Raw genomic sequence first — 22,948 nt, 5'->3', positions numbered from 1 at the left:
CCCGGGCAGGCCGGACGACTGGAGGTCTTGAGCGACAATCGCATGGACAGGCTGGCCGCGGTCATATGACCTTGGCCGCGAAGGTGGTTGCACGACGGCTGTTCTGCGCGTCGAAGAGTTCCGGAAAGCCGATGTCCTTGCGCAGTTCGGCTGGCAGCGAGAGCAGGATGCGTTCGCTGCGATGGCGGGCTCGTGCTGCCGCATATTGGGTGGCGATGCGACCGATGGATGAAAGGACGGACATGACAAGGTTCTCCCTGGGTTGATGCCGGCATCATCGTGTAGGCATCCCAAGGACGAGGCGGGTTCAGGCGATCCGACAGGTCGTCGAAATTATTTCAGCTGACCGAGGCGGCCAGCGCCGTGTCGTAATATTCCACCATCTCGATGACCTTGCCGTCGCGCAGGGTCCAGAAGTTGGCGGCGCGCATGACGAATTCCTTGCCGGTGGTTTTTCGCGTCAAATGGATTTCGACCTGCGCCGCGACCTTGTCGCCGCCGTCGATAATGTCCACCGGGACGAAGTTCCGGTATTCGAAATCACCGTCGAGCCCCATGAGGCGGGCAAGGAATTCCTGCTTGCCGTTGCCCGTGCCGATATAAGGCGCCTGCGGTTCGGCGACCCAGCGGAAGACGACGTCGTCGGAGCAGTGGGCCAGCGCGCCCACGATGTCGCGTTTCGCATAGGCATCATAAAGGGTCTTGACGACGTCCACCCCGCGCATGACCGGTCTCCTCCCTCGGCTTGCGAAACCCTGAGGATGCGCCTTTTTCGGCTGGCGGGAAAGTGCGGGCCGGCAAGCTCGAATGCCGGCCCGGCCAAAGGCATCGCCTTCAACCACCCGCGTCAGCCACTTGGCGGAAAAAGTCCTCGGGGTCCTCGACCTCGGTCAGGCGCCGCTTCTCGATCAGCCAGAAGCGGTTGCCGATGGCGCGGATGAAGGAGCGGTCGTGCGAGGCCAGGACGCAGCTGGCCTGGTGCTTGAGCAGTTCTTCCTCCAGCGCTTCCTGGCCATCGATATCAAGATGGTTGGTCGGCTCGTCGAGCAGGTAGAAGTTGGGGTTGGCGAGCCTCAGCGCCAGCATCATCAGCCGCGCCTTCTGGCCGCCGGACAGGACGCCGATCTTTTTCTCCTGCATCTCGATGACCACGCCGGCGCCGGCAAGCAACGAGCGGGCGCGCTGTTCGCCAACATCATAGCGGCGCGACACCATCGCCAGCGGCGTGTCGTCGCCGCTGATGCCCGACAGCGCCTGGTCGCTGTAGCCGAGCACCGTCGACGGCGTCACCTTCACATTCGCGATCGTGTCGGGCTCGACGACGGCGTTGCGGATCAGGCCGACGAAGCGCGATTTGCCGACACCGTTGCGGCCGAGCAGAATGATGCGGTCGCCCTGGCAGATATGGCGCTTGCCGGTCCTGAACAGCAGCGTGCCGTCCGGCGTTTCCACCGCCGCGTCGTCGAGCGTGATCAGAACCTTGGCGTGGGTGCCGCGATTGGCCAGTTTTATTGCGCCGGCCGATTTCTCGCGATGCGCCGATACCGCCGCCTCTTCCAGCTTTTCCGCCCGTTCCTTGAGCTGCCTGGTTTTCACCGTCAAAAGGTCGCTGCCGGAATTGATGCCGATGTTGTTGAGCTTGGCGGCTTGCTTTCGCAGCTGCTGGACGACCTTCATGTCACGTTCGAACTTGCGTGCCGTCGAGGCGTCGACCTCGTCGAGCGCCTGCCTGGCGCGGGAGTAGGGCAGCGCAAACACCGGCGATTGTTCCGGCCGCAGGAACAGCGTCCGGTTGGTGGTGGCGTCGAGGAAGGCGCGGTCGTGGCTGGCGATGATAACAGGCACTTCGCGCGGCAGGGCGTTCAGCCAGCTTTCCAGTTGGCTGATGCGGGCAAGGTCGAGATGGTTGGTCGGCTCGTCGAGCAGCAGCACGTCGGGATCGGTGACCCAGACGCGGGCAATCAGCGCCAGCCTCTGCCAGCCGCCGCTCAGCGCCCGCATTTCCCGTTCGCGCATCGGCTCGGGCACGTCGAGCGAATCCAGCACCACGTCGACGCGCCACATCTCGCTGTCGGCCTGCTCGGGCGGCAAGGCATCGGCAACCACCTGATGGAAGGTGCGTCCAAGCAAGGCAGGGGCAACGGCCTGCTCGACATGGCCGACGCGCAGGCCGCGTGTGCGGGTGATGTCGCCGGAGGTCGGTTCCATCTCGCCGGTCAGGCATTTCAGCAAGGTCGACTTGCCGCGGCCATTGGCGGCGACAATGCCGAGCCGGTCGCCAGTGCCGATGGTGAGGTCGAGGTGAGCGAAAAGCGGCGCACTCATGGTGACGCCGAGGGATTTGAGGCTGATCAGGGCCATTGGATTCCGCTTTTTGGTTGGCGCATGATCCTTTCCGAAAACCATCCGGGTTTTGGGGTCATGCGCTCTTGCCGGAGACACCTCCGGATGCACTTTGACGGTGCGCGTGCTGGCCATCAGGCTCGGTGTTGCGCACCACGAAGGGCAGACCAAAAAATCGAAGCGGGAAAAAACCCGGACCGTCCCTGGTCAGCCCTGCAAGCTAGCTCGCAGGGCAGAAATCGGGCCACGCTGACGATGGTGACGATGAAACGTAAACACGTGAGCCCTCCTTTCAAGACGTTCGAGTGTGTGGAGCGATTACACCAAAGGCAGGGGTGGAGGCAAGTGGAGCGAAGTTTCCTTCTCCGACAACGGGAGAAAGGGAAGAGCGCTACCACCCCGGCCGCCCCGTCTTGCCCGGCCGGCGCTTCTCTCTGCGGGCATCGCCTGGATCCTCGTAGGAGCCAATGCCGGCGCGCTGGCGAACGATTGGTTTGGCGGAATCGTCGCCTTCCTTCGCGGCCCCCTCTGTCCTGCCGGCCCTCGCTTGGGCGGAGATCGGCTGGGGCTTTGCCGGCATCTTTCCCTCGACCGGCTTTTCGGTGCGCCGCACCGTCATCTCGTCGAGCGAGTTTTTCTTGAACAGCGGTTTGACCGGCTCGCCGGGAATGCCGAAATCGGAGCCGTGTGCTTCCTGGGCGGACTGTTTCTTGAACAGCGAGCGCGACACGGCACCCGCCGGCGTCGGCATGTCGGTGCCCGGGCCCATGTCGTCAATCGATGGCTTGGCGAAGAGCGGCTTCTTCACCGGCACGGCGCCATCGGCGCCCATCTCGTCAAGCGCCGGCTTGCGGAAGAGGTTGGGCCGGGCCGCCTTGGCTGCCTCTTCGGCGGCGCGCGCTTCGTCGAGCTTCCGGAACCGCTCCTGCTCCTCCGCCGTACGGTGTTTGGCAACGCCCTTGTTGTGCTTGCCCTTTTCGCGGCCCGAGACCGGGCTTTCCATGTCGGCGTATTTGGCAAGCGGGTCTTCGGAGATCGAGAGTTCCATCTCGCGCAGACGCTTGATCTCGTCGCGGATGCGCGCGGCCTTCTCGAAGTCGAGATTGGCGGCGGCGTCGCGCATCTGCTTTTCCATGGCGTCGAGATGGGCCTTGAGGTTGTTGCCCATCATGGCGCCGGCGCTGTCGGTGAACTGCGAGATGTCGGCGCGGACGTGGTCTTTTTCGTAGACCGAGTCGAGAATGTCCGAGATGCGCGACTTGACCGATTCCGGCGTGATGCCGTTGGCCGCGTTCCATTCCATCTGCTTTTCGCGGCGGCGGTTGGTCTCGGCCATCGCTCGCTCCATCGAGCCGGTGACCTGGTCCGCATAGAGGATGACCTTGCCGTCGACGTTGCGGGCGGCGCGGCCGATGGTCTGGATCAGCGAGGTCTCCGAACGCAGGAATCCTTCCTTGTCGGCGTCGAGAATGGCGACGAAGCCGCATTCGGGAATGTCGAGGCCCTCGCGCAGAAGGTTGATGCCGACCAGCACGTCGAAGGCACCGAGGCGCAAATCGCGCAGGATCTCGATGCGCTCGAGCGTGTCGATGTCGGAGTGCATGTAGCGCACGCGCACGCCCTGCTCGTGCAGGTATTCCGTCAAATCCTCGGCCATGCGCTTGGTCAGCACCGTGACCAGCGTGCGATAACCGGCGGCCGTGGTCTCGCGGATCTCGCCGACGACATCGTCGACCTGGCTTTTCGCCGGGCGCACCTCGACCGGCGGATCGATCAGGCCGGTCGGGCGAATGACCTGCTCGGCGAAGACGCCGCCGGATTGTTCCATTTCCCAGCTGCCAGGTGTCGCCGAAACAGCGACGGAGAGCGGGCGCATGGCGTCCCATTCCTCGAAGCGCAGCGGCCGGTTGTCCATGCAGGAGGGCAGGCGGAAGCCATATTCGGCCAGCGTCGCCTTGCGCCTGAAGTCGCCGCGATACATGCCGCCGATCTGCGGCACGGTGACGTGGCTTTCGTCGATGAAGACCAGCGCATTGTCGGGAATGTATTCGAACAGGGTCGGCGGTGGATCGCCCGGCTGGCGGCCAGTGAGGTAGCGCGAATAGTTCTCGATGCCGGCGCAGGAGCCGGTGGCTTCCAGCATTTCGAGGTCGAAACGGGTGCGCTGCTCCAGCCGCTGTGCTTCGAGCAGGCGGCCGGCCCGCTCCAGTTCCACCAGCCGGTGCTTGAGTTCTTCCTTGATCGACTTGATCGCCTGGTTCAGCGTCGGGCGCGGCGTCACATAGTGCGAATTGGCGTAGATCTTGACGCTCTTCAGCTCGCCGGTCTTCTGGCCGGTCAGCGGGTCGAACTCGGTGATCTGCTCGATCTCGTCGCCGAACATAGAGATGCGCCAGGCGCGGTCTTCCAAGTGGGCCGGAAAGATCTCGATCGTGTCGCCGCGCACGCGAAACGAGCCGCGCACGAAATTGATGTCCTGGCGCTTGTATTGCTGGGCGACGAGATCGGCGAGCAAAGCGCGCTGGTCGAGCCGGTCGCCGATCTGCATCTGGAAGGTCATCGCCGTATAGGTCTCGACCGAGCCGATACCGTAGATGCAGGACACCGAGGCGACGATGATTACGTCATCGCGCTCGAGCAGAGACCGCGTCGCCGAATGGCGCATGCGGTCGATCTGCTCGTTGATCGAGGATTCCTTCTCGATGAAGGTGTCGGTGCGCGGGACGTAGGCTTCCGGCTGGTAGTAGTCGTAATAGGAGACGAAATACTCCACCGCGTTGTCGGGAAAGAATTTCTTGAACTCGGAATAGAGCTGCGCGGCCAGCGTCTTGTTGGGCGCCAGGATCAGGGCGGGGCGCTGCGTCTCCTCGATCACCTTGGCCATGGTGAAGGTCTTGCCGGAGCCGGTGACGCCAAGCAGCACCTGGGTGCGGTCGTTGTTTTCGACGCCTTCGACAAGATCCTTGATCGCGGTCGGCTGGTCGCCGGCCGGTTCGAAATCCGACACCATCTTGATGGTGATGCCGCCCTCGGACTTTTCCGGCCGGGCGGGACGGTGCGGTGTCCACAACACACCGTCCTTGTGCAGCGGATTGCCGGATTCGATCAGTGCCGACAGAGCGGCGACCGTCGCCGTGACGCCGCTCGACGTCATCGTCTCGGCTTCTTCCAGCGAAACATCGAGGCCGGCGACCGGATTGAGGCCCGCCGCCGCGCGTTCGCGGGCGGTGGCCGCGCCGCCCATCGAGGTGCCGCGGGCGGTGCGTCCGGGCGCGGCGGAGCGTTGGGGGATCTTCTTCGACTTGGCGCTTTCCCTCCCCCTCGAGGGGAGGGTGGCGGCAGAGCCGCCGGGTGGGGTCGGTTCGACCGGGCTCGGCGCTTCAGCGGTGCCTTCCGCGGCGACCCCCTCTGTCGCCTTTGGCGACATCTCCCCCTCGAGGGGGGAGATTAAGGGGCGGCCTTCGCGTTCCGCCTCCTGTTCGATCTGCTCGGCCCAGTCGGCGATCGAACCAGTCAGCGGCGTACCCGACAGTTCGGGCTGAGGCATCTCGGCGAAGCCGCCCCTGTGCAGCGGCTCCGAGGCGTCGAGGAAATCTGTCAGTGGGCTGCGCCGCTTCGGCGCGGCGCGGTCGTCCGCCGTCGGCGGCGTTCTTTTTTCGGGGGATTTGGCCATGACCCGAATATGGGAGGTCTTGGTGAAAATGGAAAGAGCGCGATGTGGCAAGCCGCATGCCCCGACGCAGCTCCTGACAGAAGGCTGTCAGGAGGAGGCAGTGCCAGGATTGCCTGCCTGTCGCGGTCAGGCGCCGCGTGCGTTGTCCGCCGCCACGCGGGTCGCCGATCCGTTCAGGCGCGGCACCACGACGAGCCGCGTGACCTTGCCCTTCTTGAAGGCGGCGAGGAAGCGGGCATAGTCCCTGAAGACGACACAGCCATTGGACTCGGCGCGGCCGCCGCGCAGCATGTAGGTGTGGGCGAGCAGGCCGTTGCGGTTGTACTTGTTGCCGCCATTCACCGGTGTCAGGCGTATGGCCTCGACACCATGGAAGCGGGATTCGCGCAGCGACAGATTGTAGGTGTTGGGCGGCGTCGGGCCGCGATCCTTGACGTCGACATAGCGCGGTTGGTCGACCATGGCGCCGAGACCCGAATGTGCCTCGAGCCGCTGGCCGTCGGGCATGTAGACGGTCTTGGCGCTGATGTCATAGACGGCGACGCCGTGGCCGGCTCCGCTTCCGGCGCTCGGCCCGTTGAACAGGTTCCTGAACGCCTGGCCGAGGCCGCCAGAGGGCGTATCCGGCCTGGCATAGGCCAGCACGTCGCCGCCTTCGCCAGACCGGCCGGCGCGGGCTGGCCTTGCCGGCTGGGCTTGCTGGCCCGGCCTTGCCTGCGGCGCCGGCTTCTGCTGGGCGAGTTTGGGCTGGGCAATCCTGGGCTGCGGCGCCGGCTCATCCTGCTCCACGGCCTTGGGTTGCGGCGCGTCATATTGCGGACGACGGGTCGGCAGCGGCACGTCGTCGGTCAGCGCATCCGGCAAGGAGGCGGCATCACCGGGCTGTTCCTGCTGGGTCTCGACAGGCGCAACCGCGACATCGGCGGAGGATTCGGTCATCGGCAGCGGCGAGGCGAATGCTTCGTCCTCGACGGGCATCGACTGCACGAGGGCCAGCGCCAGTTGCGCATTGTCAGGCGTCTCCGACTGGGCAAAGCCCATCGGCGCGGGCGCGGTCTGCACGACAACCGAACCGGTATCGGCAGGAGCGAAGCGTTCCGCCGCTGGAGCCGGCATGTCATCGGACAGGCTGGCCATGACCTGAACGGAAGGCACCAGCGAGGCCTCGGTAATCCGCGGCGCGGCCTTGGAAATCACCGGGCGGGCGTCGGCCGTGGCAACAGGCTTGCCGGCACCGGCAAGGGCGGCGGCAAGCTTGGTCGGCGACAGCGACGCTTCCACGCGTTCGAAACGCTCCTGCGCTTTCGACTTCACAATTGGCTGTTCCGGTTCTGCCTGCGCCACCAGGCGTGCGGATTTCTTCGCCAGCGGGCTCACGCGGGCCAGCTTGAAGCAACTGGCGCCGCATTGCACGGCATGATCGTGCAGCGCCTGCGCGCCGCCATGGGCATTGGCGAGCACGAAAGGCGCCGAGGATATGAGGAAATGCTGCTTCAGCGGATCGGCCAGCGCCAGCGAGCCAGGCATGGACAGCGTCTGCGGCAGGCCGCCCGATGTCGCCGACAACGAGGCGCCCACGGAACTGAGGCCGGCCATGGTGCCGACCAGCCAGAGGCCGACGGCAGCGCTGACACCGGGCACCGCGACCCAGCGGACGAGCCGTTGCGGGTTGAAGGAAGGGGTGCGAGGCGCATCGACGAACTCGCCGCCCTCGCGCTGGTCCCGGATTATTTTTCGTTTACTCGACAACGCCATGCAACCAATCTTGCTCCAATCGGTTTTCCCCGTACGTGGCCTTGTCAGCCGCGACGACCATTCTGCGAGTGATCCCAGGTGGTCCCCGACGCGTTTGCCGCGCCTGTCGTTGGTTGCCGATTGCTTCAAAATATGGACAAAGTTGGTTAACCAATCCCTCTCAAAACCAACCAAGAGACGTGGACTTTGTGCCAAAAAAGGCTCGTCCACGATCATGCACGCGGTATTGCAGCCCTTCCGAAGCAAGTTTGCTGCCTGTTTTTGACGGCCGAGTCAAGCGAAACAGCCTGCGCCAAATCAGCAAAAAGCCACCCGGGATCATGCTGGGTGAGGGGTGGTTGCCGATCGTTTCGGCCGAAAAAGACCCTGTCGATCGGCCGAACTGTTGCCCTCCTGCCACAAAATCCTGAGCCCGGCGGCTGCCTTCCGGCGGCCATTGACTCGTTTTGGGAGGCGGTGCAATCGGATTAAAGTGCTTGGTTTTGGGGTGGCAAAGGCCACTTTTGGAGGCTTTTTCCATGAAGCGTCGCGACTTCTTGGCGCTGTCGGCGGGTGCTGCGGCGTTTTCCATTCTTCCGGCCTCGGTCAGGGCCAATGTGCCGGTTCCCTACGACCGCAACGCCGAACTCCCATTCAATGACAAAAAATCGTTCATCGACTGGATGGTGGCCAATCGGGGCGAGGATCCGAAGTTCCTGGCCGAGCGATTCGATCGCTTCCAGGTCATGGTCTACAACAAGGACGTGCTGGACGACCGCAACAAGCGTGCTTTCCTCGCCACTCCGCGCGAGGAATTCGTGCTGCCGCAGAATCTGGCGCGAGCCTATGATCATGCCTTCCTCGACATCGGCTACGGCGTGACCATTTCCGGCCCGCATCTCGTCGGGCGCATGACGACGGCTATCGATGTGCAGTTTGGCGAAGCCGTGCTCGAGGTCGGCACCGGCTCCGGCTACCAGTCGGCCTATCTGGCCAATCTCACTGACAAGGTACACACGATCGAGATCATCCATCCGCTGGCGCAGCGCACCCGCCGCACCTATGACGCGCTGATCGATCGCGGCTACAGCGTGTTCGGCTCCGTCACCAGCCGCAGTGCCGACGGCTATTATGGCTGGGAGAGCGTCGGCCCGTTCGACAAGATAATCGTCACCTGCGGCATCGACCACATCCCGCCTTCGCTGCTGCAGCAGCTCAAGCCCAACGGCGTCATGGTCATTCCGGTCGGTCCGCCGGGCGCCCAGCACGTGCTGAAGGTGATCAAGCAGCAACTCGCCGACGGCACGTTCAACATCGTCCGCTCGGACATCTACAATGGCAAGGTGGTGCCGTTCGTGCCGTTCACCAAGCTGGAAGGCGACCAGATCGTCGGCACGCACAACGGATGAGTTGCCGCGCCGGTCCAAGCCTGTTGGGCTGAACCGCCGCATCAAGGGGCTTGAATGACGGCTGTCGTATCGACCTCCCGGCCAAGCATCGCCTCGCTCGAGGCGCCGCGGTTCGCGCACTATTTGGCGGTCGGGCTGATCGCCGGCGCCATCATCGCGCTGCAGATCGCGGTGATGCGCGTCTTCGCTGTCGGCAGCTGGTCGCATTTCGGCTCGCTGGTGGTCAGCCTCGCCATGCTCGGCTTCTCGCTGTCCAGCGTCGTCATCTTCGCCGGCAAGGGCTGGTTCGATCGCCATTGGCAAGTTGCCGCCACGGCGGCCCTGCTGCTGATCGGCCCGCTCGCGGTCGGCTCCAACCTCATTGCCCAGACAGTGCCGTTCAACGCCATCTTCCTGGTTTCCGACCCCGAGCAGAAGTGGCGACTCCTGGCGAATTTCCTGCTCTATCTCCTGCCGTTCCTGGCCGGTGCCTTCTTTCTCGGCATCGTCTTCCTGAAAAGCCGCACCGCCTTCGGCCGCGTCTATTTCGCCGACCTTACCGGTTCGGGGCTGGCCGGCCTCGTGGTTCTGGTGTCGCTTTATCTTTTCGCGCCGGAGACCATCATCGTCGTGCCGCTGCTTTTGTGGGCAGCCGGGGCGCTGCTGTGGTTCCTCGCGTTCGGTGCCTGGAAGAGTGTCGTCGCCGGCGTGGTCGTCGCGGCGCTGTCGATATCAGGCTATCTCATGCTGCCCGGCCTGCTCGGCATCCCCGACATCGCCGTGTCGCAGTACAAGGGTGTCGCCTATGCCCGCAACTTCCCGGACGGCAAGCGTATCTACCGCAGCGTCTCGCCCTTCGGCGACCTGCAGGTCTATGCCAGCTCCTACATGCATTTCGCGCCGGGCCTGAGCGACAACGCCGCCTTCGGCATGCCCGAGGTTCCGGCCAACACCTATGTCGGCATGTATCGCGACGGCGAGGGGCCGGAAGGTATCATGCGCAATCTGGCGCCGGCCGAGCAGGTCTATTTCCGCTACCTGCCGATGCACTATCCCTATGTCATCAAGGACAAGCCCAAGACATTCGTCGTGCAATTCGGCGGCGGTATCTCGACGCAGGCCGCGCTCAATGCCGGATCGACCTCGGTGACCGTCGCCGAGAGCAACCCGATGACGTTGCGGGCGTTCCGCGATCCGGTGCTGAAGGACGTGACCGGCGACATCCTGGCCGAGCCTCGGCTCAAGGTGATCGACTATGACGGGCGGCTGTTCCTCGCCAACACGACAGAGCGCTACGACGTCATCGACCTCAGCCTCGCCGACAGCGTCGGCCTGTCCAATCCCGGCGGCTTCGCCATTTCGGAGAAATACGCCTACACGCATGAGGCGATGCTGAGCTACATGCACGCCCTGGCCGATGGCGGCGTGCTGTCGGTGACCTTGTGGAACAAGGAAGAGCCGCCGAAGTCGGTGCTGAAGCTCTATGCGACCATCGCCGAGGCCGCCAGGACGTTCGACAGCCAAGGCGCGGCCAACGACATCTTCGCCGTGTCGAGCTACCTGTCGACGACAACGGTGCTGTTCAAGCGCGGCGGCTTCACCGAGGCCGAGATCAAGACGCTGCGGGACTACACGAGGTCGATGTCCTGGGAGGAAGTCTATTATCCGGGAATGGCTTATGACGGTTCGGGCGCGCAAAAGGTGCTCGATGATTACCGTGCCTCGATCTTCGGCAGCGGACAGGACGCGACGCTGACGCTGCCCGCCGCCGATGCGACCGCGCCAGCCGACGCTACCGGGCCTGCAAACCCCGACTGCGATCCGACGGCACCCGCCGATCCGACGCTCGATGCCTGCGCGGGCGCCGGCGGCGAGGCCGGCCCGCAGGTGTTGCCGGCGACGGAACTGCAACGCATGACCTGGCATGCGCTCTTGACCGGTGGCTGGCAGAAGCTTGCCAACGATTATGTCTTCGACGCACGAGCGCTGAGCAACGACCAGCCCTATTTCGCGGCCTATGTGAAGGTCGCCGACCTGCCGCGCACGCTGGACCGGCTCGACCTGTTCCAGGACGATTGGGGCTACCTGCTGATCTGGGCGACGCTCGGCATCACCTGCATCACGGCCGCATCGCTGGTGCTGCTGCCGGTCATCTTCGGCTGGCGCATCGTGTTCTCGCGCTCGCGCGGCAAGCTCGGCACCATCCTCTATTTCGCCTGTCTCGGCCTCGGCTACATCATGGTCGAGGTCGGGCTGATCAGCCGCTTCACCGTGGCGCTCGCCAATCCGACCGTGTCGGCCTCGGTGCTGATCTCCTCGATGCTGGTGTTTTCCGGGCTCGGCAGCCTGTTCGCCGAGCGCATCTTCGACCGCGCCAGGACGCTGCTGCCCGTCGTGCTGCTGGCGGTCTGCGTGCTGCTCTTCGCCTATGGCTTCTATCTGTCGCCGGTGCTCGACCGGATCGGCGCCTATCCCTATGCGGTGCGGCTGCTGCTCTGCTTCCTGCTGGTGTCGCCGCCGGCCTTCCTGATGGGCATGCCGATGGCCATCGCCATGACCTGGCTGGCGCGGCTCGGCAAGGAGCATCTGTTCGTCTGGGCCTGGGGCATCAATGGCTGCTTCTCGGTCATCGGTTCGGCCGCTGTGCCTATCATCGCCACCAGCTTCGGGCTGAGCGCCGTGCTGCAATGGTCGGCGATCGCCTATCTCATCGCCATCCCGGCCTTCTTCGCCGTGCTGTTGCCGTCGAAGGCGCCTGATGTGCGGCTGGTGGCGGCCTGATGCCGGACCGGCGCGCCATCGTTGCCGGACTGCTGGCCACGGCGGCGTTTCCTGTGGCAAGCCAGGGGGCGCGCTTGCACAAGGCCATCTCGACCATCGTGCCGTTCAAGGCGTCACCCTTTCCCTACCGGGGCAAGCTGCCCGACGGCTCCGCGCCGTTTCTCGACGTGACGGCGGCGGACGGAAGGCGCGGTCACACCTCGCCGCGCGGCGGCATCTATTGGGAGAACGAGACCTATTCCGACCGCTCGACGCTGCTCGCCGTGCCAAAAGGCTTCGATCCGGCCAAGCCGGCGGTCATTGTCGTGTTCTTCCACGGCAATGGCGCCACCTTGCAGCGCGATGTGGTCGGTCGCCAGCGTGTCGTCGCGCAGGTCGAGGCCTCCGGCCTCAACGCCGTGCTGGTGGCGCCGCAATTCGCCAGCAACGCGCAGGATTCCAGCGCCGGCAATTTCTGGACGCCGGGCTATTTTGCGGAGTTCATGGCCGAGGCGGCGCAAGGCCTGGCCAAGCTGACCGGCGCCAAGGTGGCGAAATTCGACGCCATGCCGGTGGTGCTGGTCGCCTATAGTGGCGGCTACAATCCCGCCGCCTTTATTCTCAGGAATGGTGACGTCGGCGACCGGTTGCTCGGCGTCATCCTGCTCGACGCCGTCTTCGACGAGGCCGACATCTTCGCCAACTGGGTCGCGCGGCACCGGAAGCGTTTCTTCGTCAGCGCCTATGGCAAATCCTCGGCCTCCGGCAATGCCGAGATCAGGCAGTTGCTGGCGGGCCAGGGCATCAACGCCAGTTCCGATCCGCCACGCCGCCTCGAAGCCGGGACGGTTGTCTTCCTTGCCTCGGACGCCGCCCACGATACGTTCGTCACCCGCGCCTTCGTCGGCAATCCGGTGCAATGGCTGCTTGCCCGGCTGTCTGGATTCCAGCGCTAGATTTGGAGGTTTCAGTTCCCGGCCATGCTTCTGACCGCCATCGTCATTGCCCAGATATTGGACCCGCTCAGGATTCTGCTGGTCGGGATCGCCTATTTCCTCAGCCGGGTGGCCAAGCGGCCAAATGTCGGCTGGCTTGGGTTGCTCGTGGCGATTGTCGTCATCGCCGCCGGATTTCCGTTCGTGATATTCGGCCAGTCCGGCGACATCGCCTGGACGACCGCTGCGATCGGCGTGATCTCGAACGCGCTCATTGCCGGCGCGGTGGCCGGGCTTCTACGGCTACAGCGGCTGTTTTTCTAAAGGGCGTCGGGCGATAGAGTTTCACCGCGGCAGGGCGCCATCGATGCCGGCGCCGGCCGCCGCCAGAAGCGCCGCCGCCACCGTCGCGGCGCTGCGTGCTTTCGGGCCGTGTTCGGGCCAGGCGAGGCGGCGCCTGATGGTCAGGGCCGGTACTTCGCGCGCGATCTCGATGAGATGGCCAGCGTCCAGATGGCGGCGCAGCACCAGTTCGCTGGCCAGCAGCGCACCCATGCCTGCAATCGCCGCTTGCGCGGCGATGATGGTCAATCCGAAGCTCGGACCCTGGTCGATGTCCTTCCTTTGCCGCGCCGCAGCAACGAACCAGTCCCGCCAGTTGGGGTAGACATCGTCGCCCATCATCGGGTCGATATGCAGCAGCGGCATCCTGTCCAGCACTTCGGCCCTGTCCGGCCCGGCACGATCCTGGACCAGCGTCGGTGCGCAGGCGGGGATGACCCGCTCGGTGAAGAGGTCGAGTGCGGCGATATCAGATGCCGATCCCTTGCGATAGCTGATGGCAAGGTCCACACCTTCCTCGGCCATGGCATCGAGCGCAACGGAAGCGACGATGCGAACCTCGAGCCGCCCCAAGGCCGGCCGCACCATGGCCAGGCGCGGCGCCAGCCAAAGCGAGGCGAAAGACGGATCGGCCGAGATGGTGAAGGTTTCGGCCTGTCGTTCGAAGCGCAGCCGGCGCATGCCGGAGGCCAGCGCATCGAAGCCGCGATCGATATCGGGCAAGACGGCCTCGGCGGTACGGGTGAGCACGATGCCGTTGCCCTCGCGCCGGACCAGCTTGACGCCCAGCCGTTCTTCCAACTGCCGGATCTGGTGGCCAATAGCGCCGGGCGTGACGCCCAGATCCTCGGCCGCGCGCGTCAAGCTGCCGGCTCTGGCGGCGGCCACCAGCGCCCGCAACCCCGATAGCGGTAAATCCCTAAGCGTCGTCATGTTTTGAATTTAGCTCAAAGCTTGGAGAAGGAAACTCGTTTGATTACGGGATTTTCCTTGCCTAGGCTGGTCGAAGGAATTCAACCGCAGGGGACGCCAGATGCTCGACACGCCAAAGCAACAGCAAAGACATGCCGTCGCGCCGATCCGCGCCATGCGCGCGGAAGGCGCACGCATTGCCGTCGAACTGGCGGACGGCCGATCGGCAAAACTCTCGACGCGCTGGCTGCGGTTGGCCTGCGAATGCGGGCAATGCGGCGACACCGCCTCGGGCAAGAGGTGGCTGACGCCGGCTGATGTCGACAAGGCAATCCATGCGGAAAGTTTCGATGTCTCCGTGCCGGGGCTGGTCACGGCCATCTGGCAGGACGGGCATGTGTCGCATTACGATTCGACCGTCCTGGCGGGTCATGCCGGCGGCTCGGGTCCGGCCCGTTTCCGGCCGCAACTTTGGAATGACGATCTCACCGCACGGCTCGGTCGCTTCGCCTTCGACGCGGTGGTCGCGAATGACGAAGCGCTGTTCCAGTCGCTCCGGGCGCTAAGGGACCATGGCATCGCGATGCTGACCGGCGTTCCGGCCGAGACGGAAGCAACGGCGCGGGTCGCGGGCCGCTACGGGCCGATCCGCGAGACCAGCTACGGCAAGGTGTTCGATCTCATCTCGCGGCCCGATGCGCGGGTGGCGGGCGAGACGGCGCGGGCGCAGATCCCGCACACGGACGAGCCGTTCCGCTACGCGCCGCCGGGCTTCATCTTCTTCCACGCCATCCGCACGGGCGCCGGCACCGGCCTCGCTGATGGTCGACGGCTTTCATGTCGCCGAACTGATGCGGACGCGCACCCCCGACCTGTTCGATCTCCTGGCGCGGCACGGCGTTACCTTCCACCGCGAACATGAAGGCGAGGTGTTCTTCAGCGCCGAGGCGCATGTCATCAGCCTAGATGCCGCAGGCGCGGTCACCGGCATCCGCTACAATGACCGCTGCCTGGCGCCGCAATGGGCGCCCCTTGACCGGATCGATGGGCTGATCGAAGCGCTTGCCGAACTGACGCGGCTGATCCGCGATCCCCAGAACCAGTTCCAGCACCAGTTGCAGCCGGGCGAAGTGCTGGTCTTCGACAACCAGCGCGTCCTGCATGGCCGAAGCGCCTTTGATCCAACGCTTGCAGTGCGGCATCTCAGAAGCTGCAACATCGACCGGGATGGTGTGCACAGCGCGTTTCGGACGTTGGCGCGGCGGTTTGCGCCGGAGGAGGCCGAGGCGGTGCTGTATCAGGGGGCGATTTTCTGAGGGCTCACAAGATGAGGGCTCCTCGCCCCCACGAGAGTGGGGGAGAGGTGGCTCGGCGAAGCCGAGACGCAGAGGGGGCGGCGCGGCGTTGAATAATCAGAGCGAACTTGCCGGCGCCGCAGCCCCCTCTCCGACCGCTTCGCGGCCACCTCTCCCCCGCTTTGCGGGGGCGAGGAACCCAAGTTCTGACAGGCCGCTCAATTGAACCACAGCGCGAACGTCAAAAACCCGCCGCCGCCGAACTCGCGCTGGATCTGGTCGAAATCCTCGCTGGTCAGGATCCTGCCGGTCTCGAGATAGGGCGCAATCCCCGGGCCGGTGATCGACAGCACCAGGTCGAAGGGCTTGGGTTCGTCGAAGAAGCGTTTCATGTTGATGCCTTTGCCGGTGATGCGGAAGTGCGGCAGCAGCGCACGGCCCTCGAGCAAATCCTCGGCCATGGTCAAGGCGGCGAGCCAGGCTTGAACCTGTTCCTCGCCGACTTCGAGGCCCGTCAGCGGGTTTGCACCCTTCTGCTGCGGGCCGGGCAGCCATTCGCGGTCATTGTCGGTCTCGGCGCGGATCGCCTTCCAGTCCTCGCGCGACAGCCGGATCATCTCGAGCAATTCCTGGCGCGCCGCCTTGCGGCGTTCCGGCTCGACCACCGGCCAGTTGATCATGTGCACCATCGAGATGAAATCGGCGATGCGCCATTCCGAGGAGAAGATGTTCGAGCCCATCTCGCTCGGCGGCGGCACGAGAATATCCTGCAACGGCAGCCTGGCGCGCGGGAACAGCATGTGGAAGGAGCCGTCGAAAGTGTTTTTGAAATCATGCGCCAGCCAGAAATCGGCCTGCGCCATCAGGAACTCGGCATAGCCCTGCAGCCAATAGCCGTCGGCGCGGTCGAAGCGGAAGGTGAGCGCGGGTGCGCTATCGCCTTGCGAGATGCTGCCACGCGACAGCGCGGCCATGATCGCCGCCATGCTCTCATCCGGGGCGATGGTGCCGTCCTCGTTGAGGTCGATGCCGACATGGGTGAGGTCGATGACCATGCCGATATCGGCATCGGCCGGCACCGAGCCCAGCGTGGTGGCGGATTTTTCCAGCCGGTCGCGGAAGGTGACCAATATGGCGCGGAACTGTTCGTAGGTCAGCGGCTCGGGGTTCGGATTGGGCGGCACCGGCAACTGCATCAGCGGCAGCATGAAGGATTGCGGGCTTTCGAAACCGTGCCGGTGCAAACCGCTGGCGAGCAATTCAAGCGCCGTGAAGAATTCGCCGGCGCCGGCGGCATAGGCCGATGCCGGATCTTTCGGTGCGGCCGCCTCCAGCGTCGACAGGGCGCTGTCGCGCGCCGCCACGGTCTTGGCCTGGAACAGTGCGGTTGCCGCTTCGGGCATGGCCGCGCCGGCGGAAGACAAGGGCAAAAGCACAATGAGGGCGGATGCCAGCAGGCTCGAAATTCGGTTCATCTTTTCCCCCAAAACTATGTGTCGCGCCGAGCAAATATACACCATTTGCGGCGTCGCGCCCGCCGGTGTCGGTGTGGCCCAGCCGGTCATCGTCGAAGATGTGCGATTGTCGACCGACACGCTTCAACCTGTCCGGCAGACCGTCTACACAAGGCAAACGATTGGACATTGCGTGTCGAACTATCCGCTTTCCTACAAATTGTCCTGGCTGCCGCGTTTCCTGAAACCGTCGCTTGGCGGTGGCGCCGATGGGTTTGCGCCAGCGTCGGGAACGCTCATGGAGCCGCTACCCGCACAGACCGTGCGGCTGGCCTTCGTCGGCGACATCTCGGCGGTGGCCAACCGCGGTGCGCCGGACTGCGACCCGGCGATCAAGGCGCTGCTTGGCGGCGCCGACCTTGTGATCGGCAATTGCGAAAGCCCTGTCGTGGACAGGCCAAGCGCGGTGCTGGGCACCAGGCTCGGCACGCACCACGCGATGAGCGAGCGCTTTCTGGCCGAGGCGCTCGCCGCGACCGGTCTTGCGCGCGAAAGGCTCGTGCTTTCGCTGGCCAACAATCATGTGCTCGACCAGGGCGTCGCGGGTTTCGACGAGACGGTGGCGGCACTGAAGCGGCTCGGCATCCGCACCATCGGCCTGGCCGCCAATGGCCCGGTGCAGATGGTCAAGGTGGGGCCGCTGGATGTCGGCCTGGCGGCCTTCACACTGTGGCGCAATACCGACGAACACCTGTTTGCCGGGCGCGTTTCGATGGCCAGCGATCCAGAAAGCTGGCCGCGCGTCGATCTTCTCTGCGCGGTGCCGCATTGGGACTGGGAGTTCCGGCATTTTCCGCGCGCCGGGACGCGGGCTTTGGCCAGGCGCCTGGCCGGGCAGGGCGTCGGGCTGATCGCCGGCCATCATGCGCATGTGGTGCAGCCGGTGGAACGAATGCGCAACGCGATCGTCGCCTACGGGCTCGGCGATTTCCTTGGCACCGCGCTTGCCCGCCAGCCGTGGCCGGGGCGCATTGGCGGGATTTTCGTGGTCGATGTCAGCGCGGAGGAGGGGACGCGTGGTGCTGTAGCGGCTTACCGGATGCATCCGTTCGTGCGGCTGCGGGGCAAGGGCCATGAGCGGCTGGTGCCGGTCGAGGAGTTGGACGGTGGGATGCGGGGAAAGTTCGAGCAGCGGCTGAGGGCGATCTTTCCTTCTCCCCTTGTGGGAGAAGGTGTCGCCGAAGGCGACGGATGAGGGGTGCTCCAGGGAATGCCAGCGTCTCACTCCGCTGGAACACCCCTCATCCGTCTCGGCGCTGACGCGCCGATCCACCTTCTCCCACAAGGGGAGAAGGAAGAAGCGCCATCCGTCTGGCGCCGCTCCTGCAAAACCAGCTATCATGAATATGTCGAGACAGCGGGGGCGGCGGTGGAAACAGCGGATTTCATGCCTGATGAAACTGTCATCGCCGGCATCCGGAAGAATATCGAGGCCTATGAGGCGGCGCGGGCCTCGGCGGCGCGGCAGGTGCGCTGGCGGGTGCCGCTGTTCGTCGGCCTGACATTGGCGGCGGTGGTGGTGATCGCCTGGCTGTTCAACAAGGTCGCGGACCCCAACGAGCAATGGTTCTCGACGCCGCATGTGTTCCTCTATTTCATCGGCTTCGCCGCCTCGATCCTGCTCTACTTCCAGGCCATCAAGCCGGCGACGCGGCTGCAGCAATCGTTCCGCGACACGCTGCTGCCGATCATCTTCGGCTTCATCCGCGAGGTGCGTTACCAGCATGGCGGCAGGCCGAACTCGTTCGACCGGCTGCCGCGTGAGGCGGTCGGGCCTTTCAACCGGCAAGCCTTCGACGATGTCGTTTCCGGGCGCTACGAAGAGTTTCCATTCGAGCTTTACGAAGCCGAACTGCGGGAAGGGACCGGCAAGGGCTCATCGACCGCCTTCAAGGGCGTCATCGTCGCCTTCGAGGCTGTCGAGCCGTTCCCGGGAATCCTGGTGGCGACGCGGCGCACCAACGCTGTCGTCGGCTTCTTCCGCGGCCTGTTCGGGTCCAAGCTGCAGGAACTGTCGTCGGGTGAGCCGTTGATCGACGCGGCTTATGAATTCCGCACCGACAATATCGAGGCGGCACGGCCGCTGGTGACCGGCCGGTTGGCGCAGGCGCTGAAATGGCTCGGTGAAACCTGGCCGGACGATCCGGCCCGCGTCGCCCTCAATGGCGGGGACGGTTTCCTGCTGTTGCCGCAGGCGAAGAATTTCTTCGAGCTGCCTGAGATTTCGGTGCCGCTCGACTACACCAGGCATGTGGCGCCGATGATCTCCGACATGGGCGCCATGCTGGCGACGGCCGCACTGGTGCGCAAGATCGGTGTGAAGGACGAGGCAGGTTGATCTGCCGACTCGTCGTCAGCAGTCGAAGCCATAATTCTCACGATAATAGTCGACGTCTTCCTTCGCCATTGTCTTGAACAACACACAGACGGTGAAGCTGCCGACTTGGCGGCCGTTTTTGGTATAGCCCCAGTCGGAAACATCGTTGCGGGTGAATTCGAGCTCCTGGCCGGCCACGACGTTGTGGACGGCCTGCGGTTCATTCGCCAATGTTCCGGCAAACCCGGTCGCGGTCCGATGGAAGGGGATGATCCAGAAATGTTCCGAGGTGTCGCCGTCCCTGACCTCGACTTTCAATTTGTAGTCTGACGTTCCAGCTGGTGGTGCGTCCGACAATGCCAGGAATTGATCGAGGCTGGCGCGCGCCTGGGCAATGGCCGCCGTCATATCCGGGTCATCCCTGGCGACGTTAACGACCTTGTCGTCGCCCTGCTGGGAATCTTGCGCCCTGGCCGAAATCGGAGCCAAGGCCAACATCAGGGACAGCATGGTGCGAACCGCGAGCTTCATGAGCTTCCCTTTCCACAATAGTCGACACCATCGTGCATCGGTTTCGGGTTTTCAACCGACGGATGGTGTTCGTCCGGCGTTTCACCGATCCATGAAACAAAATTTGTCCCGATGGACTCCCATCAGGCTGTTTCGTGATGTCGGGGATGCGGATTGCGGCAGTGGCGTGATGGTTGGAGGCCGTCCGCCGCAATCCGGTTAAAGGACTCTATTCATGGAATGAAGTGCGCTCATCGGGGAAACCGAGACGCTTGGATGTCACACCGGCCGCAAGCAATGTGTCAGAATTAAGCCTCTGATTTTGTTTGCAAAAATTCATCCAACGTGATTTGCAGCCAGCAGGCTTTGCGGCCAGTGTCGGCTCGTTCGGTGCTGTCGTCGTTGCCCAAGGCGACGGCCCGGAAAATTGAAACAGCACGGAGTGCTATCGATGAAGAAGACCCTCGCAACCACAGCCGCTCTGCTCGCCTTCCTCGGCACGGCCTATGCCGCGTCCGTCCAGGGCACCATCCAGGCGGTCGATCCGACGACCAAGTCGATCACGCTCGACGACGGCAAGATCTACCAGTTGTCGCCGGAAGCGAAGATCGGCAAATTGAAGGTCGGCGCCAAGGTGGCGGTAACTGTCGACGACAAGACCGGCATGGTGACGTCGATCAAGGCTTCGTAGAGGCTTCGCCCTTCTCCCCACGGGGAGAAGGGCCGGCAGGCGGATGAGGGGCAGCGCAACCCAGCGAGACTAGCCCCGTGATGTCGGAACATCAGCCACCGTGATGCCGAAGTGGCGCCACGGCTCTGCCCAGCCCCCCTATGGTTTTCGCCAAAGAGCCGCGCTATCCCTTGGGCAACGGGGGATCCGCATGGCTGACGAACGGAAAGGGTTTCGCCTGTCGCGCCGGTTGGTGCTCGGCGCGGCGGTGGTCGGTGGCGCGATGCTGTGGGGCGGCACCACCATGGCACGGCTGGCGCGCGGGCCTTCGGGGCCGAAGAATGCCGGACGTATCGCTGATATCGACGGCATAGCCCTGCCGCTGAAGCCACCGGAGAATGTCCCAGCCTTCGATCCCTCGCTGCCCTGGTCGGCCAGGGGCGGCGATATCAACGATGCCAGCGGCCTGTCGCGGACACCGGTCTATGGCGTGGTCGAGGTCAGCGAGGAAGATCATATCGCCAAGGCGTTGGCCTTCGCACGCGCCAACGGGCTGAAAGTATCGCTGGCCGCAATCCGCCATTCGATGGGGGGGCATGCCTTCGACGACAACGCCCTGGTGCTCGACCTCAGGAAATTCAACAAGGTCACCGTCGACGCGGCGGCCATGACCATGACCTTGCAGCCGGGCGCGCGCTGGCATGATATCCAGAACCTGCTGCATCCGCGCTTCGCGGTGAAGGCGATGCAATCGACCGACATCTTTTCAGTCGGCGGCTCGTTGTCGGTCAACGCGCACGGCATGGACCATCAGGCGGGCTCGGTGGCCGGCTCGATCCGCTCCATGCGGGTGATGCTGGCCGACGGGTCGGTGTCCACGTGCTCGCCGAGCGAGAACACGGACCTGTTCCGCCACGTCGTCGGCGGCTACGGCCTGTTCGGCGCGGTGCTGGAGGCGACGCTCGATATCGTCGACAACGTGGTCTACCGCACCTCGCGCGAGATCATCAGATCCGACGATTTCCCGAGATTCTTCGCCGATGTGCTGGAGCCGAACAAGGATATCGGCCTGTTCTACGGCCACCTGTCGACGGCACCCGGCAATTTCCTCGAGGACATGATCGTCTATCGCTACGACAAGGTGGCCGACCAGCCGCCGGCCGACCAGCCTGAAATCGGCGAACCGGAGGGCGTCGGACTGAAGCGGGTCATCATCAACCTGGCGAAATGGGGCAGCGTGTTCCAGGAGCTGAAGTGGTTCACCGAAAAGACGCTGGAGCCGAAGTTCGAAAGCTGCACGGTGGCGCGTACCTCCGCCATGGCGCAAGGCGAGGCCTGCCTCGTCACCCGCAACAATCCGATGCATGATTCGGTGCCGTATCTGTTCAACGATTTGGCTGACGAAACCGATATCCTGCACGAATATTTTATTCCACGCGCCGCCTATGTCGGGTTCATCAACGAAGCCCGCGAGATCCTGCGCAACCAGTCTTTGCCGGTGCTCAACGCCTCGGTGCGCATCGTCCACAAGGAGGATGTGGCGCTGACCTACGCGCCGGAGCCCGCCTATTCGCTGGTGCTCTACATCAACCAGCCCACCGATGCCGACGGCAATGCCAGGATGCGGGCGCTGACACGGGCGCTGATCGATGTGACGATCAAGCATGGCGGGCGCTTCTTCCTGCCCTACCAGTTGCATTACACGGCCAGGGAGTTGCTGGCCTCCTATCCCGAACTGCCGGCCTTCCTGGCCGCGAAGCGGCAACATGACCCGACGGAACTGTTTTCCTCGACCTTCTATCGTGCCATCAAGGCGCTGAGCGGGATGGCGTAGGAGCAGTTCCAGGAAAAGCGTGAAGTGGTTTTTCCGGGAAACCGCGCAGCGCTTTCCCCAGGGAACTGCTCAGGAATAGAGCAGGAGAACAATCAATGCGTATGGTATCAGCGGCGGCCCTCACTCTTATCGCGCTGTGCGCTGGGCCGGCAGGGGCCGAGGACCTCAAGGCGTTCAAGCTGACCATCGACGGCGTGGCGGTCGATATCGATCCCGGTGAGAGCACGACCATTACGCTGCCCGGCGGCAAGCAGAGCAAGGTGACGCTCGAGCGCAACGACTTCGCCACCTTTTCCGGCGACAGTTTCTCCTTCGTCCATCCGAGCGGCATTTCGGTGACCAAGACTGATCTGGGCGAAAACATCACGCAATATCTGATGGCCTCGGCGCTGGGCACGATCGTCGTGGTGCAGGAATACGGCAAGATGAACCCGGTGTCGCTCAACCAGCTGATGCTGCAGGAGATGACCAGGGAATCGGTGCAGGCCGGCGCGGAGCTGACGCAGCAGCCGACGACGCGCAAACTTGCCGACGGCAAGGAACTGACCGGCATCCGCGCCGAGGTGAAGACGCGCACCGATACCGCTCATTTCGAGATCGTCGGCTTCGGCCTCGCCGATCAGGGGCTGTTGTTCATCACGCGCGTTGCCGGCGAGGACGCGGCCACGGAACAGCCGCTGATCGACAAGTTCTGGGAGAGCCTGAAGCTGAAGATGTAGGG

Annotated in this window: 20 protein-coding genes; 11 read left to right on the top strand and 9 right to left on the bottom strand. The window is 64.3% G+C overall.

The window, feature by feature from the left end:
- Positions 1 to 61: 61 nt before the first annotated feature.
- The 6 genes from AC07SZ_RS20930 to AC07SZ_RS20905 form a co-directional block, all read right to left on the bottom strand.
- Positions 62 to 244, bottom strand: coding sequence for a hypothetical protein (locus tag AC07SZ_RS20930; RefSeq protein WP_494915680.1), 183 nt, complete (start codon positions 242 to 244; stop codon positions 62 to 64).
- A 94-nt stretch (positions 245 to 338) separates the two neighbouring features.
- Complete coding sequence (locus tag AC07SZ_RS20925; protein WP_056578891.1) at positions 339 to 725, bottom strand: nuclear transport factor 2 family protein; 387 nt, start codon at positions 723 to 725, stop codon at positions 339 to 341.
- Between the two features lie 109 nt (positions 726 to 834).
- Positions 835 to 2,361 carry an ABC-F family ATP-binding cassette domain-containing protein gene (locus AC07SZ_RS20920; RefSeq protein ID WP_056579028.1) on the bottom strand — a complete coding sequence of 509 codons (1,527 nt, stop codon included), beginning with the start codon at positions 2,359 to 2,361 and terminating at the stop codon, positions 835 to 837.
- Between the two features lie 373 nt (positions 2,362 to 2,734).
- Entirely contained in the window at positions 2,735 to 6,016 is a 3,282-nt protein-coding gene (gene uvrB, locus AC07SZ_RS20915; protein ID WP_494915678.1) for an excinuclease ABC subunit UvrB, read from the bottom strand.
- A 126-nt stretch (positions 6,017 to 6,142) separates the two neighbouring features.
- Positions 6,143 to 7,771 carry a DUF2778 domain-containing protein gene (locus tag AC07SZ_RS20910; RefSeq protein ID WP_494915677.1) on the bottom strand — a complete coding sequence of 543 codons (1,629 nt, stop codon included), beginning with the start codon at positions 7,769 to 7,771 and terminating at the stop codon, positions 6,143 to 6,145.
- 160 nt (positions 7,772 to 7,931) lie between these two features.
- Positions 7,932 to 8,291: a hypothetical protein gene (locus AC07SZ_RS20905; RefSeq protein ID WP_155772538.1), complete on the bottom strand. Its 360-nt coding sequence runs from the start codon at positions 8,289 to 8,291 to the stop codon at positions 7,932 to 7,934.
- On the opposite strand from AC07SZ_RS20905, the gene AC07SZ_RS20900 reads away from it, so the two are divergent.
- The 4 genes from AC07SZ_RS20900 to AC07SZ_RS20885 are packed head-to-tail and all read left to right on the top strand — an operon-like array spanning position 8,290 to position 13,157.
- Positions 8,290 to 9,159 carry a protein-L-isoaspartate O-methyltransferase family protein gene (locus tag AC07SZ_RS20900; protein ID WP_494915676.1) on the top strand — a complete coding sequence of 290 codons (870 nt, stop codon included), beginning with the start codon at positions 8,290 to 8,292 and terminating at the stop codon, positions 9,157 to 9,159. The genes AC07SZ_RS20905 and AC07SZ_RS20900 overlap by 2 nt on opposite strands.
- 54 nt (positions 9,160 to 9,213) lie before the next feature.
- Positions 9,214 to 11,919: a polyamine aminopropyltransferase gene (locus AC07SZ_RS20895; protein WP_056578879.1), complete on the top strand. Its 2,706-nt coding sequence runs from the start codon at positions 9,214 to 9,216 to the stop codon at positions 11,917 to 11,919.
- Entirely contained in the window at positions 11,919 to 12,854 is a 936-nt protein-coding gene (locus AC07SZ_RS20890) for a hypothetical protein (RefSeq protein WP_056578877.1), read from the top strand. The genes AC07SZ_RS20895 and AC07SZ_RS20890 overlap by 1 nt, the downstream gene beginning before the upstream one ends.
- A gap of 24 nt (positions 12,855 to 12,878) precedes the next feature.
- Complete coding sequence (locus AC07SZ_RS20885) at positions 12,879 to 13,157, top strand: hypothetical protein (protein ID WP_056578874.1); 279 nt, start codon at positions 12,879 to 12,881, stop codon at positions 13,155 to 13,157.
- A gap of 21 nt (positions 13,158 to 13,178) precedes the next feature.
- On the opposite strand, the gene AC07SZ_RS20880 is transcribed toward AC07SZ_RS20885, so the two are convergent.
- On the bottom strand, positions 13,179 to 14,108 hold the full coding sequence (locus tag AC07SZ_RS20880) for a LysR substrate-binding domain-containing protein (protein WP_081295143.1): 930 nt from the start codon (positions 14,106 to 14,108) through the stop codon (positions 13,179 to 13,181).
- 100 nt (positions 14,109 to 14,208) lie between these two features.
- On the opposite strand from AC07SZ_RS20880, the gene AC07SZ_RS20875 reads away from it, so the two are divergent.
- Positions 14,209 to 15,009, top strand: a complete 801-nt coding sequence (locus tag AC07SZ_RS20875) for a TauD/TfdA family dioxygenase (RefSeq protein ID WP_494915675.1) — start codon at positions 14,209 to 14,211, stop codon at positions 15,007 to 15,009.
- Complete coding sequence (locus tag AC07SZ_RS20870; RefSeq protein WP_494915673.1) at positions 14,939 to 15,403, top strand: TauD/TfdA family dioxygenase; 465 nt, start codon at positions 14,939 to 14,941, stop codon at positions 15,401 to 15,403. Before AC07SZ_RS20875 ends, AC07SZ_RS20870 begins: the two co-directional genes overlap by 71 nt.
- A gap of 197 nt (positions 15,404 to 15,600) precedes the next feature.
- Here AC07SZ_RS20870 and AC07SZ_RS20865 read toward each other — a convergent pair whose 3' ends face one another.
- Positions 15,601 to 16,857, bottom strand: a complete 1,257-nt coding sequence (locus AC07SZ_RS20865) for a hypothetical protein (protein WP_494915672.1) — start codon at positions 16,855 to 16,857, stop codon at positions 15,601 to 15,603.
- A gap of 172 nt (positions 16,858 to 17,029) precedes the next feature.
- On the opposite strand from AC07SZ_RS20865, the gene AC07SZ_RS20860 reads away from it, so the two are divergent.
- Complete coding sequence (locus tag AC07SZ_RS20860) at positions 17,030 to 18,091, top strand: CapA family protein (RefSeq protein WP_494915671.1); 1,062 nt, start codon at positions 17,030 to 17,032, stop codon at positions 18,089 to 18,091.
- A 192-nt stretch (positions 18,092 to 18,283) separates the two neighbouring features.
- On the top strand, positions 18,284 to 19,234 hold the full coding sequence (locus AC07SZ_RS20855; RefSeq protein WP_056579022.1) for a DUF3137 domain-containing protein: 951 nt from the start codon (positions 18,284 to 18,286) through the stop codon (positions 19,232 to 19,234).
- A gap of 15 nt (positions 19,235 to 19,249) precedes the next feature.
- Here AC07SZ_RS20855 and AC07SZ_RS20850 read toward each other — a convergent pair whose 3' ends face one another.
- Entirely contained in the window at positions 19,250 to 19,744 is a 495-nt protein-coding gene (locus AC07SZ_RS20850; RefSeq protein WP_056578863.1) for a YegJ family protein, read from the bottom strand.
- 430 nt (positions 19,745 to 20,174) lie between these two features.
- Here AC07SZ_RS20850 and AC07SZ_RS20845 point away from each other — a divergent pair, with 430 nt between their 5' ends.
- The 3 genes from AC07SZ_RS20845 (at position 20,175) to AC07SZ_RS20835 (ending at position 22,946) form a co-directional block, all read left to right on the top strand.
- On the top strand, positions 20,175 to 20,414 hold the full coding sequence (locus AC07SZ_RS20845; protein WP_494915670.1) for a DUF1344 domain-containing protein: 240 nt from the start codon (positions 20,175 to 20,177) through the stop codon (positions 20,412 to 20,414).
- A 190-nt stretch (positions 20,415 to 20,604) separates the two neighbouring features.
- Positions 20,605 to 22,227 carry an FAD-binding oxidoreductase gene (locus AC07SZ_RS20840; RefSeq protein ID WP_494915669.1) on the top strand — a complete coding sequence of 541 codons (1,623 nt, stop codon included), beginning with the start codon at positions 20,605 to 20,607 and terminating at the stop codon, positions 22,225 to 22,227.
- Between the two features lie 95 nt (positions 22,228 to 22,322).
- The gene (locus AC07SZ_RS20835) at positions 22,323 to 22,946 is read left to right on the top strand and encodes a hypothetical protein (protein WP_056578857.1); all 624 of its coding nucleotides are present in this window, start codon (positions 22,323 to 22,325) and stop codon (positions 22,944 to 22,946) included.
- Positions 22,947 to 22,948: the final 2 nt, after the last annotated feature.

It is taken from the genome of Mesorhizobium sp. GW821-FHT07A06 (assembly GCF_059419085.1).
This window is presented reverse-complemented; position numbering and strand designations above follow the sequence as displayed.